Genomic DNA, 12,824 nt, shown 5'->3' with positions numbered 1-12,824 from the left:
AAAAAACGGACAACCTTATTCACTCTTCCCATTATTGGCCAGATTTCCCGTAGTCTTTTGATTTATTGATTGTAAGGCCTTAGCTTGGTGGCAGTCTTTAACCTACTAAACCTAATTTTTTATGGCAAGGCAAGCAAGTTTTATCAAGTTAAAAGGGCGGGTCGGTGACCTGACTTTTTACAAAAGTGGCGGTGAGTATTTGGCACGCACCAAGGGCGGTATTGAAGGGGATCGCATAAGAACCGACCCACGCTTTGAGCGCACCCGTGAAAATGGTCGCGAGTTTTTAAGGGCTGTGAAGGCCGGAAAGCTTTTGCGCGATGGCTTTGGGGAGCACATCTTCCTGACGGCCGACAAGGGCATGAGCGGCCGGTTGACGGCGACTCTCTCCAAGGTGGTGAAGAGCGATCCAGTATCTGCCAGGGGTGATAGAACCGTGATGGGAGGTAATTTGGGATTGATTAGCGGCTTTGAGTTTAATGGTGGTGCAAATCTGGAGAGTATCTTCTTTGGCCGATATGCTGCCCAGATAGCGAGTGGTGAGGCACGAGTGGCCATCGAAGCCTTTAACCCAGCGATGAACATCCGCAAGCCGGAAGGAGCCACCCATGCACAACTGGTGATGGTGACCGGCAGCTTTAATTTTGATGCGCTGGCCTCAGCAGTGGTACATGCCGACAGTGCGCCCTTTGCCCTCTCAGATGGAAGCCAGGCAGCTGTTACGCTCAGCGCAGAGCTGCCAGAAGTGGAACAAGGCACCGGCATTGCGATGCTCGGACTTGCCTTCTGGCAGGAAGTGAACGGTCAACTATACAAGCTGAACAACGGTGCAAAGAACGCATTGCGCATAGTAGCAGTGGGATAATGCTCAGCTTCGATTGGATTGAACGCAGCCAACAGGCCGGGTTCCTAGGTGGCACCCTCATGGGAGTAATAGTCAATATCAGTGTAGCTGATTTGGGCGTTACGGTGGTACTCTCGGCAGTTGGTGCAGTGGTGAGTTTTCTGGTCTCAATGGCCATGAAACGGCTGGTAAACGGACGCAAGAAAGGAGCACCTCATCAGGGAGGGGAAAATAGACTCACCAACGGGTGAGCGTTTGATGTTTGAGATGAAAAGCCCTTCGGGAAACCGGAGGGCTTTTTTGTGCTTAATAGTTAAGAAGAAGGTATTTTATCACCCGGCGACAACGAAGCTCCAAAATAGAAGCTAAACACCTGTGTTACGATGGCACTGAGCACACCCAGGATGTAAATGATGATGTCCTTTCCCCTATCCTCCAGCGATGCCGGAAAAAAGAGAATGACGAAAAAGAGCGCAAACGAAAGCCCGGTTGTGATTAAAGCCAGAAAAGCCGAGATGTTGCGATTAAGCCGACCGTTTGTCTGGCTTGTCTGGATGGCTGTGGCCATCTGTCGGGCTGACTGTTTATCTGCCAGGATGTTTTGCTGTCGGATGACATCCTGATTCAGTGCATCGGATTGAAACTGGTACTCAGCCTTTTTGAGTTCTAACTCTAGTTGCAGCTTTTCCCCTTTTGTGGTGGTCAGGTTATCCAGGATATTTCCGACGGAAGCGACCAGGCTTCCTTGTCTTCCAAAAATTAAATTTTTCATTGTCATTCTTTGTAAGTTATTATCGAACTCAACAACTAGCGATAATCGGGGCGTTGCCCCGGACCCCACCAACTTTCTTTCCTTGGATGAAAGAAAGTTGGCAAAGAAAATCAAGGCAAAACGATGCTTCCATCCGCTCTGTTCAATCACTTGTTTTTCAAGCAAGGTAAGCAAGCTCCCTTGCAGAAAAACTACGTAATTGACCATTCACACCAACGCCGGCTCGCCGTTTTGCCATGGCGCACGCTCCCACGGAGCGACATTTAAATAAACAGTTAAGGTTAATTAAGTGCAGACAAATCAGATATCTCCAATGGCACGGCGCACCCATCCAAAAAAGAACTTTTGATTGACCGGCCGGATTTTGACCAGGTGCACATAGCGTGCAATTTTGGCTACGGTGAACGAAGCCAGGAACAGTTCCATGTTCATGCTGTTGAGTTTTTGGAGTGTCACCGGTCCGATGATGCCATCGGGTTTTACATTGATGGCATGCTGCGCGATGCTCACGCCGGTTCTGATGCCCGCATTCACACAAAAATCGAAGATGGATTCCGCTATCAGCTGACTATTGATGCGGTCGCCCTGGATTGTCAGCCAGAAGTTTTCATAATAGAACTTAGCCACCAGTTGTTGCAGCTGTGGCAGTTCATCCAACACACCCGGAAAGTTAGAGAGGATTTTTCGGGTGTCGATGACGAGCCATCCGGACCATTTGGGATGCATGTTTCGGGCGATGCCTTTATAGGTTTCGCCGCCCCTGTCGTCAGGGTCGTTGACATAACCACCTTCGTGCAGAAGCACACGGTTTAAAGCTTTCTGAAAATTTGCCATAACAGATAGAATTTAGATTATGGCCTCAATCTATCCAGAGCACAGACTAAATACAAAGCAGTTGGGGGGATTTGCCAGAAAAGGGAAAAGATGAGGCTAAAAGAGAAGTGAGAAGCCATCAAAAGCTGTCTGTTATGAGACGCGATACAATGGAAACGACCCTATCCATCAACCAATATTTTTTCACCTAAAAAGAGAAGAAAAAAAGAAAAAGAGAGCCCTTTGTTTGGGGCGATGGATGCGGCTGTCAAGGTTTTTTCAAAAAATACAATCCAGCTGCAAGCGGATGGAGATTTTTTGAAAAACCCGCAGGGCTTGACCTTGACAGACGCTAGGCGTGAAGGATGTGCGGCGCCCCTACCTTTGCTTTGTTTTTATTTTTTGGGCTGAAATAAACAAACCGAAGTAGTTACAGACATCTGCAGATACACTTTTAGACTCGATATGCTTTTTGCAAAAAAGTAGTGACACTTATAGCAGACAAACAAATGGAAGCATAGATTACTGTCCACCTACCGGGGTATGACACGCCGCAGGGAGAATGGCCGCTGAATGAAAGTAATGTACTGGGAATGACCGGATGGCGCGCTGGGTAATATGCAGCGGGTGAAGCTGAACTAAGCGGCACAAAAAAAGGGATGGCATGGAGCTGGTGTCCTGCCGTGTGGCATTGGGTTGTGGAGTGGAAAGGCAGGACGCCGGCGAAATGACATCAGGGGTTGGCCTTGTGCCGATTAGTGATGGTGAACCGGCTGCTGTGGGAGGCGAAGGTTTGGCAGACCTGGAACGAAAGAAGCGCAATGGAGGGTGAAGCGTGAGCGATGCACCCGCAATGAAGCGAGAGAGTGACATGGGCTGCCTGACCGCCGCCGGTGGTTTGTTGGAGGGGTTTTGGCCTTTCTCCCTGCTCCGCTGAATGGGTGGCGGGGTAAAAGTGGAGATGGTGCCAGGGGGCAATGAGTTTTAGAACCCGAAAAGGTAATTGATAAGATGATGCTGTTACATGCTTAAATTACTATTGAAGACTATGAGCAGTCAACCGGGTTACTTCCCCCAGGGGCAGACAGGAGGCAGGCGTATTGGCGGTTTGTTTACCCAAAAATTGACTTGAACAGATTTTTCGTGGGATGGGAAAATGGATGTCAGGCGATGCCAAGCGATGGAGCGCGGCCATGTGTGAAGGTCGCCTGGCAACGGCTGTCATCCTGCGCGGAACTGAGGCGGATGTGATGCGTGCAGGTCAGGGAGGGAAAATCACATTGGCCGCAAGCGAGGCAGCTTGTGGTGATAAGTCAAGGCAATACGCCTGCACCGCTTTAGGGTGGTGGGGCTTCTGGGTCTTCCCTTTCCTTCCCCCCTCAGCCAGCGGCGGCCTTTGGTGATGGGTGCGCTATTAAACATAGTGGACTTATGGGACAGCGCGGCGATGTTTTGTGTGCAGGATTAGTCAGGGAGCGTGTGGTGGAAGGCTGTTCCCATAAGAACGCATTATGTTTTAATAGTGTTGGGTTGTTGTCAGGGTGGCGCATGTTTTTGCCATGAGGGATGTGGTGGCTTGTTGACGGGCGATGACAGGCATGAGACGCAGTCGATTGCCGGAAGAATCCCGGCAATGTGCCACTGGCGGGGAGGTTGCAAAAAATGTGACAGCCTGGCAACAACGAAGGGTTGGCCGAGGGGGCGGGCACTAAAAGACCGTGCAAGCCCCGAACGGCTTATCAGCATAGAACGGCTATCAGAAGTATATTATTTTCTTCCAGAAACAGTGCGACTATCTACCGAAATTAAAGTAAGGGGCGGGGATTTTAGTGCCCGCTTGGGGAGGCCGCCGCTGGCTGAGGGGGGAAGGAAAGGGCGTCAGAGTTACTTGAAGCCGCGTGAGGGATTGAAGTGGGAACCCCGGATCCCGGTGCCAAAGGCTTGTGCGATGGCTCGGGAACGGAGTTGCAACGGAAAGCCCGACCCGAGGAAGGAGGGGCACGCCCAAAAGTATATATACGTTATTCTATGAGAATTATAGGATTTATATTCATGAACTATGCTTAAGCTGGTTTTCGTTTTGTTGTCTAATATGCGGTTTTTGTTTGAAACGTATAGGGTTGTTAAATAAAACATTTAGGTTTCGTAATGTATTTGTGTTTCTAGGTTTCTGTATTTGTGTTGTTGTTTTTTGGCGCTATTGTGGATTTTTAAGAATGTGTAAAAATTATAAAGTGCTGTGAATAAGTGAAAAGAAGGTTGCTTTGTGTTGTGAATTGTGTTGATGTAACATTTTTTGAAAAAAAACATCAAAAAAAGTTGCGATAGTTTCGGAATGTTTATTAGATTTGCAAAAGAAACAAAACGAAACTGAAATGTGGGTTGTGAAATGTTTTAGTAAGTGTGTTTGGTACATTATTACGAATTGAGATATAAAAAGAAACAAAATGACAATTGAAGATAATCCTGGTTTTAATACCAAGAAAGAAATTCTACATCAGCCTTCGGTTTGGCTTAAGACATACGAGTTAATAAGTAAGAATGCAGTAAACATCCAAAAATTTCTCAATGATGTTTTTAGTAAGGATGTTGATATTATCCTTACAGGGGCAGGGAGTTCTGCGTTTATTGGTGAGGCTGTTCGAGGCGTGTTGCTTAATCGAAAAGGACTCATCACACGTCCTGTTTCTACAACAGAAATTGTTACGCATCCAGAACATTACCTTACGTCCGAAAAAAGAACACTGCTGATATCATTTGCTCGTTCCGGAAATAGTCCTGAAAGCATCGCAGCGGTTGATATTGTTAATAAGTACTGTTGTGAATCTTATCATATAATTATTACATGTAATTCTGAGGGCAAGCTTTATAAGGATAGTAATGATGGTAATTCTTTGAAAGTGTTGCTGCCAGAGGAGACGAATGACATAAGCCTTGCAATGACAAGTAGTTTTACATCTATGATGCTAGCTTTTATTCTAATAGCAAAAATAGATTCGCTTCCCGAAGAAAAGTCAAGTGTTGATGTGCTTTGCGGTTGGATTTCCTATTTGCTTGACTCATATCAAGATAAAATTAGAGAGTTAGCTCGCATTGATTTTAAACGAGCTGTTTTTTTAGGTTCAGGACCGTTGGTTGGAACAGCGCGTGAAAGCCATTTAAAGTTACAGGAGTTGACAGATGGTTATGTAATATGCAAGTTTGATTCTTTTTTAGGATTCAGGCATGGGCCCAAAGCAGTAATTAATAAGGACACCTTAATCGTTTATTTGATGTCCGATGATGCACATGCACAGCAATATGAGTATGATTTAATTCGTCAAGTGAATGGAGGGAATAAAGGTATGGCGCAAGTGCTAATATCGCGAAAGCCAGTTCACATTGAAGGCTTTTATCCAGACTTGGAGGTTTCCTATTCAACAAACGATAAGCTACTTGATATTGAGTATTTGTGCATTGCGCATGTTGTGTTTGCGCAGGTGTTAGGATACTACAAATCTCTAGACCTTGGATTGAATCCTGATCAGCCATCAGTATCCGGAGCGATATCACGAGTTGTAGAAGGTGTTATTATTTATGAGTATAATGTTTAATAATTTAAATATGAAAACAGACATGCGAGACATACGAAATATTGCAAAAGGTATTGATGAACCAGTTACCGAATTTATTCTGCGACGTTTTGAGGAGTTAAAAGCAGAAGGGCAGCCGCCTCGTACTCTTTTTGCAGCTTGTCCAAATTCATTTTCAGTAATTAAAGCTGCTTTAAGAGCTGCTAAAAGAAATAATGCACCGATTAAGTTTGCAGCTACTTTAAATCAAGTTGATGGTGACGGAGGGTATACCGGATTGACGCAGAAGGATTTTGTACGATTGATAAAAATGGAATCCGAAGCTATTAATTATGAGGGTGTACCGATTATAGCAATTGATCATGGAGGCCCCTGGTTGAAGGATTTACAAAGTAAGGAGCAGTGGGATTTAGAAAAGGCAATGTCCGCAATTAAGAAATCATTTGAGGATGCTGTTGAGGCTGGTTATGATTTGATCCATGTGGATCCTACAGTTGATATCTTTTTGGGAGAAGGAGAAGTTATAGACATTTCAGTTGTAGCAGAAAGAACCATTGAGTTGATTAAGCATGTTGAGTCATTCCGGAAGAGTCGCAAATTGCCACGTATATCCTATGAAGTAGGGACTGAAGAGGTTCATGGAGGATTAGCGAATGATGAAGTTTTTGATTCATTTTTACAGTTACTTAAAGATGGATTGAATAAAAATAACTTAAGTGATGTATGGCCTTGTTTTATTGTTGGTAAGGTTGGTACGGACTTGCACACCACTGAGTTTGATGTAGATGTAGCATCAAAATTAACCGCGAAAGTACGTCCATACGGCAGTTACATAAAGGGACATTATTCAGATGATGTAACAAATCCTGAGGATTACCCGTTGTGTGGTATGGGGGCAGCCAATGTGGGGCCTGAGTTTACGATAAGTGAGTATAAAGCCTTAATTGAACTCGAGCGGATAGAGAAAAAGTTATATAATGAAAATCGTCTCGCACTGTTGTCTGATATTCAAAGTAAACTGTGGCAAGCAGTTTTAGATTCCAACCGTTGGCAAAAGTGGCTTCAGCCAGAAGAGCGAGGTAAAGACTTTTGCCAAATTCCATCAGAGCGCCAGCAATGGATAATTATGACCTGTTGTCGATATATATGGCAGAATCCTGATGTGTTAGTTTCCAGACAATTACTTTATGATAATCTTTCAAGAAATGGTTATGACGCACAAGAGATTGTGCTCTCCCGAATTGAAAGGGATATGGACAAGTATTTCACCAAGTTTAATTTGGTAAACATAAATAATTACTTGTAATGGAAAGGAAATTTCAAGTTTTAACAGTCGGCGAGTTAAATGCTGATTTAATTCTAAATCAAATTGATGGATTTCCAGAAATAGGTAAGGAAAAGTTAGCAAAAGAACTTGCACTCACATTAGGCAGTTCAAGCGCAATATTTGCATCAAATCTATCAAGTTTAGGGATAAAAGTTTCATTTGTTGGAAAAATTGGCGAGGATACATTTGGTAATCTCGTGCAAGCATCACTAAACGCAAAGGGGGTTGACACAAGTCATCTTATAGTTGATAAGACTAGTGTTACCGGAATTACGGTGGTCTTAAATTATGGCGAGGATAGAGCAATGATGACATGCCCAGGGGCAATGGAGCATTTAAAGGTTAAGGATGTGGCTGATGAAGCTCTACAAAGCGCCAGACATATGCATTTTGCGTCATTGTTTTTGCAGAAAGGCATGAGGGATGATATCATCGAATTGTTTTGGAGAGCGAAAAAATGTGGGTTAACCACATCGCTAGATACCCAGTGGGATCCATCTGAGAAATGGGATTTCAATTGTAAAGCAATTCTCCCTTTTGTTGATGTTTTTTTGCCGAATGAAAAGGAGCTGTTACTACTAACAGGCACCTCAGCAATTGAAGATGCAATGGCTGAAATAAAGCCACACGCCAATACTGTAGTTGTAAAGAATGGAAGTAAAGGTTCCACTTTGTATACTAAAGATGGAAAAGAGGTTCATCTTGATGCTTTTTTGAATGAGCAAGTCGTCGATGCTATTGGTGCCGGTGATAGTTTTAATGCAGGATTTATAAGCCGTATGGTGCAAGGTTATCCATTAGAAGATTGTCAGGTTTACGGAAATCTGGCAGGTGCAATCAACACGACCGGGGCTGGAGGTACTTCTGCTTTCAATAGCAAGGAGTCAATAATTTCAGTTGCAAGAGAAATATTCAATTTTGAAATGAATATTTGAAATGAAATTGACCAACAAACTGAGGCAATTACAAGCAGATGGGAAAGCACTTCTGGCTGTTAATTTCTACAATTTTGAAACCCTCAAGGGTATTTTAATTGCGGCAAGTGAGTCAAACCAACCGGTGATATTGCAGCTGACCCGAAGCTCGATAGATTACATAGGGCTAGATTTAGCTGTTTCGATGGCCAGAAGCTGCATGCGAAGTTATGGTGTTGAAGCATGGTTGCATTTAGATCATGGAGATAGCATTGAACTGGTAAAAAGATGTTTAGATGCAGGATTTGATTCTGTAATGATCGATGCAAGTGAAGAGGAATTGTCTAAAAATATTGATGTCACATCAGAAGTTGTCGAAATCTGCAGAAGTTATGATGTGAATGTTGAAGCGGAGCTGGGTTATATCGCCAAACTAGGTCAAGATGCTAGTAGGGTTGGATTTACCAAACCTGAAGATGCCAAGATGTTTGTTGAACAAACAGGAGTGAATGCATTGGCTGTAGCCATTGGTACATCACACGGATTCTACAAATCAACACCTTTGCTTCAGATAAATCTATTAAAGGAGATACGAAATGCTATTGATATCCCACTCGTTCTGCATGGAGGGTCAGGTGTTCCTGATGAGCAACTTAGAGCTGCCATAAAATATGGAGTTTGTAAGATCAATCTTGCCACCGAAGTTAAGAATACATTCATGAAGACTTTAAAAATGAGAATGGATGTCAGCAATGAGATTGATTTACGCAAAGTATTTCCAGATGCAACAGACTCAGTTACAAGTTTGATAAAATCAAAGCTATGTGTTGTTAATGCGTAATCAGATTAATATTTAGATAACCGTATATGAAAACTAATATTTTTTCAATAGGCATTTTTTTGTTTCTAATTGGTATCGTTATGAATGGTTGTATGAAGCAAGAGTCAACCCAATTTTTAGCCGAGAATTCTGAGTTGACATTCCCTAGTCCGTTTGCAATTGCCATCGATGACATGGGTTGGATGGGCGGGGGTTCTTTAAAGGCTGTAAATGGGCCATCCCGATTAGGACTGAAGCGTGACTTGACAGCGAGTGACTACCAAGCTGTAATTGATATTGCCAAAGGAGCCGGTATTCGTTTGCAAGGTTTATTTATTCTATGTGAGCTAGATAGATCCAATGTTTGCGCTACGGTACCAACTTCTACTCAATTTGGTTCTCAATGGGATAATAGCAGATATATTGGTGAGGAGCAGATTCGCATTATGGATTTGGTTAAATCGAATGCAGCCTATCTTGAATTTGGACTACACGGTGTTGGACATGAGTTTTGGCAAGATGGTATAATGCATCGAGCTGAATGGTATAATACTGATAAAAATCACCCATGGGATGAAAGAGATATCAGGAATCATTTGGAATTGTTTAAAGAAATAATGGCTCAATATGGGTTAACACCAGAGAACGGTCATTCATTTCCAGAGAGTTTTGTGCCCTGCGCCTATAGTTATTATTGGAATCCATCTGCAGAGCCTTATAGCCTAGGTAAATTGCTAAATGCTGAAGGTGTAAGATTTGCCAATACGTTATTTAGTTATATTACTGAATTAAATCCTCCTGAGGCGAAAAGTGGTGGATTTGACAACGGAGTCTTGGTAATTGACAGATATAATCATGGCAACCCATGGTACGAACCTGCTTCATTGCCGAGAGATGCCATTGATGATTTTCAAACGGACATGATTGAAACTCATTTTGCCAATTTGCTAGCTACAGATGATTTTTTACAGCCAGCATTAAACGAGAAATGGATAGCATTTTTTAAGGAGGTACAGTTAAATCCTGGAAAATATCTTGCCAAGAATACAGAACAATTTTATTCTCAATGGATATTAAAACGCTATGTTAATATAGAAAAATTAGGGCCGTATAAGTTACAAATAGATACCCGTAACATTCCAGCCTGGGCTTATGAGAGTGGCTTTATTACCAACATGGTGTTAAAAGCACCTTTGTTGCCAAATGAAGTAATTTCAAAAGCAACAGTTAATGGCAAGGAGATCCCCGCCTGTATTGTTGATGAAGGATATGCGATGTTATATCTACCATATCTTGAATCTGGTGTGCACGTTTTTGAGATGGAGAAAGGGACTCAATGGCAAGAAGGGCTTGTTATGCATGATGGAACATATAACGTATATGGCTCAAGCATAACCTCCTCACAGCTAATTTTTGACTTACGAGTATATGGTGAGCAAGCCATAAGAGTAGCAACAAGCCATATTCCAAAATCAATAAAATCCTCAAATACTAATATGTCAGTTAAGTATTTGGGTTATGATAGCGACAAAATGGAATTAACATTTCTGATAACAGCCAGAGATATACAGGGAGAGACAGGCACCATTACAGTTGATTTGCATTAAACAATAATAAGAGATAGGGATGTGAATCACTCTTGTTAGGGATTTTGGTTGAGCATTTTAGAGAAGTTTTTTTTAAATATTAAAGTTCAAGTCTATGAAAATTTTAAAGTTAGGTTTTTCAATTCTGATGATGCTTTTTATGTTTGGTTGTGGTTCCAAGGTTGAGATAACAAATGGAGACCTTGTGATTCAAATCAACGATAAAATGCAAATGAAAGTTTTATCGACAAATAAACAGACGCAAGCGTATTACAGTGATTTCGTAACTTCTGATTATTTGGTTGCGCGTGAATTTAAGGCTGACAAGTTTTTATTGTCAGACATCCGTTCGCATGTGGAAGGTGAAAACAAAGTATTTGAATTGGTTGGTGTTTATAATAAAGACGGTTTCGAAATAGAGAAGCATGTCACAATAACCATTTCAGAAAAATTTGCTAATAGCGCCTATTTCGACATCAAATATGTCAATAAAGGAGAGAAGACTGCTACTGTAACTTCTTGGGTGAATCATCATTTAAGGGTCAAGCAAAGTAAGACCGATAATCCGATTTGGTCATTGCAGACAACTTCCACCATTCGAAGAGATGACTGGGTACTTCCTGTGGTTCCCGGGTTTTATCAAAAAAACTTTATGGGAATGAATAACTCTGATTATGGTGGAGGCATTCCAGTTGTAAACCTTTGGAGAGAAGATGGCGGTATAATGATTGGTGTAACAGAAATGACACCGAAACTATTCTCTACACCCGTTGAGATGGGACTCTATGATGGATATGCATCGATGTCTATTTTGAAGGAGTATGATAATGTACGCACTTTTAAAACGGATGATGTCATTGAAACTTACAGCTCATTTATTACTGTACATACAGGCGATTTTTTTGATCCGTTAAAGAAATTCTCCCATTATATGCAGGCTCAAGGGTTAGAGTTTGTTGATTCGGAGCCATTGGCTTATGAAGCTGTTTGGTGCGCCTGGGGATATGAACGTACATTTACAATTGAAGAGGTAATTGGAACTTTGCCGAAGGTTAAAGAACTTGGTTTTAAGTGGGTAGATGTGGATGATGGATTTCAGAAATCTATTGGAGACTGGGAACCAAACGATCGGTTTCCCGGTGGTAATAAAGATATGAGAAGATTGGCTGATGCCATACGTGCACATGGATTACGTCCTAAGTTGTGGTGGGCACCATTGGCAGCACATCCAAGCTCAGAAATTCTAGCAAAGGTACCAGAAATGCAATTGCGTACCCGTCATTCAACACCTCAATATATAACCTGGTGGAACAGCTATTACCTATCCCCCGTTAATCCATACACTCAAGCGTATACCCGAGATTTGGTAGAGCTATTTTTAGATACCTGGGATTTCGATGGTCTTAAAATGGATGGGCAACACTTAAATGCTGTAGCTCCTGATTATAATAGTCATAGTGGATTGTCATATCCAGAGCAAGCTTTCGAAGAATTACCTATGTTTTTCAAAGATATTTATGAAACAGCGATTAAGTACAAGCCCAATGCTGTAATTCAGAATTGTCCATGCGGATGTGCAATGAATTTCTTTAACATGCCCTATATGAATCAAGCCGTATCATCCGATCCAACATCAAGTTGGCAGATAAGGCTAAAAGGTAAGGTTTATAGAGCCATTTTTGATGAAATAGCATACTACGCAGACCATGTTGAGCTTAGTGATAATGGCGATGACTTTCCAACGCAGATTGGGATTGGAGCTGTAGTAGGTTCAAAATTTACCTGGCCAAAGGATAATCCGAATGTAGAAAAGTCCTATTTATTGACACCTGAAAAAGAGGTTTTGTACAAGAAGTGGGTTGGCATATATAATGAAAAGATGCTCTCAAAGGGAGATTATCTTGGGTCATTGTACGATTTGACCTTCGACAAGCCTGAAACTCACGCAATCCATAAGGATGGTAAAATGTATTATGCATTTTATGCGGAGGAATGGAATGGAGAACCAATTGAACTTCGGGGTTTAAATAATCAGACCTATGTGGTGAATGAATACACAAATGATGAAGGAGTTGTGTATGAGGTTGACGGAAGTAACCCAATTATTCATCCGACATTTAAGCGAGCCTATTTAATTGAAGTATACCCGAAACAATAGTATCAAGTGAATTCTAAT

General features: G+C 42.1%; 12 protein-coding genes. 10 read left to right on the top strand and 2 right to left on the bottom strand.

Features of this window, described 5'->3' with window-relative positions; all coding sequences use genetic code 11:
* The first annotated feature begins 121 nt into the window (after nucleotides 1-121).
* Both ALKIM_RS0101690 and ALKIM_RS17235 read left to right on the top strand, forming a co-directional pair.
* Nucleotides 122-865 (top strand): hypothetical protein, encoded by a 744-nt coding sequence (locus ALKIM_RS0101690; RefSeq protein ID WP_026473145.1) that lies wholly within the window; start codon nucleotides 122-124, stop codon nucleotides 863-865.
* On the top strand, nucleotides 865-1,095 hold the full coding sequence (locus ALKIM_RS17235) for a hypothetical protein (protein ID WP_044117681.1): 231 nt from the start codon (nucleotides 865-867) through the stop codon (nucleotides 1,093-1,095). The genes ALKIM_RS0101690 and ALKIM_RS17235 overlap by 1 nt, the downstream gene beginning before the upstream one ends.
* Nucleotides 1,096-1,157: 62 nt before the next feature.
* Here ALKIM_RS17235 and ALKIM_RS0101680 read toward each other — a convergent pair whose 3' ends face one another.
* Nucleotides 1,158-1,616, bottom strand: a complete 459-nt coding sequence (locus tag ALKIM_RS0101680; protein WP_157363713.1) for a hypothetical protein — start codon at nucleotides 1,614-1,616, stop codon at nucleotides 1,158-1,160.
* Between the two features lie 300 nt (nucleotides 1,617-1,916).
* A complete protein-coding gene (locus tag ALKIM_RS0101675; protein ID WP_026473143.1) occupies nucleotides 1,917-2,450 on the bottom strand; it encodes a glycoside hydrolase family 108 protein in 534 nt (177 codons plus the stop codon).
* A gap of 643 nt (nucleotides 2,451-3,093) precedes the next feature.
* Here ALKIM_RS0101675 and ALKIM_RS19735 point away from each other — a divergent pair.
* The 8 genes from ALKIM_RS19735 to ALKIM_RS0101625 all read left to right on the top strand — a co-directional run bounded on the left by ALKIM_RS19735 (nucleotide 3,094) and on the right by ALKIM_RS0101625 (nucleotide 12,806).
* Nucleotides 3,094-3,261, top strand: coding sequence for a hypothetical protein (locus tag ALKIM_RS19735; protein ID WP_157363711.1), 168 nt, complete (start codon nucleotides 3,094-3,096; stop codon nucleotides 3,259-3,261).
* A gap of 690 nt (nucleotides 3,262-3,951) precedes the next feature.
* Nucleotides 3,952-4,461: a hypothetical protein gene (locus ALKIM_RS0101655; protein ID WP_157363709.1), complete on the top strand. Its 510-nt coding sequence runs from the start codon at nucleotides 3,952-3,954 to the stop codon at nucleotides 4,459-4,461.
* A gap of 415 nt (nucleotides 4,462-4,876) precedes the next feature.
* Nucleotides 4,877-6,022, top strand: a complete 1,146-nt coding sequence (locus ALKIM_RS0101650) for an SIS domain-containing protein (RefSeq protein WP_026473140.1) — start codon at nucleotides 4,877-4,879, stop codon at nucleotides 6,020-6,022.
* Nucleotides 6,023-6,032: 10 nt separating this feature from the next.
* On the top strand, nucleotides 6,033-7,307 hold the full coding sequence (locus tag ALKIM_RS0101645) for a class II D-tagatose-bisphosphate aldolase non-catalytic subunit (protein WP_218916648.1): 1,275 nt from the start codon (nucleotides 6,033-6,035) through the stop codon (nucleotides 7,305-7,307).
* Nucleotides 7,307-8,263, top strand: a complete 957-nt coding sequence (locus ALKIM_RS0101640; RefSeq protein ID WP_026473138.1) for a carbohydrate kinase family protein — start codon at nucleotides 7,307-7,309, stop codon at nucleotides 8,261-8,263. The genes ALKIM_RS0101645 and ALKIM_RS0101640 overlap by 1 nt, the downstream gene beginning before the upstream one ends.
* Before the next feature lies 1 nt (nucleotide 8,264).
* Nucleotides 8,265-9,083: a class II fructose-bisphosphate aldolase gene (locus ALKIM_RS0101635; RefSeq protein WP_026473137.1), complete on the top strand. Its 819-nt coding sequence runs from the start codon at nucleotides 8,265-8,267 to the stop codon at nucleotides 9,081-9,083.
* 26 nt (nucleotides 9,084-9,109) lie between these two features.
* Nucleotides 9,110-10,669: a hypothetical protein gene (locus tag ALKIM_RS0101630; protein ID WP_157363707.1), complete on the top strand. Its 1,560-nt coding sequence runs from the start codon at nucleotides 9,110-9,112 to the stop codon at nucleotides 10,667-10,669.
* Nucleotides 10,670-10,763: 94 nt separating this feature from the next.
* Nucleotides 10,764-12,806 (top strand): glycoside hydrolase family 36 protein, encoded by a 2,043-nt coding sequence (locus tag ALKIM_RS0101625; RefSeq protein WP_044117679.1) that lies wholly within the window; start codon nucleotides 10,764-10,766, stop codon nucleotides 12,804-12,806.
* Nucleotides 12,807-12,824 lie beyond the last annotated feature (18 nt).

Origin of the sequence: Alkaliflexus imshenetskii DSM 15055 (assembly GCF_000517065.1) — a bacterium.
GTDB classification, from domain to species: Bacteria; Bacteroidota; Bacteroidia; order Bacteroidales; family Marinilabiliaceae; genus Alkaliflexus; species Alkaliflexus imshenetskii.
The sequence above is the reverse complement of the archived record's forward strand: the minus strand, read 5'-3'. Positions and strand labels throughout refer to the sequence as shown.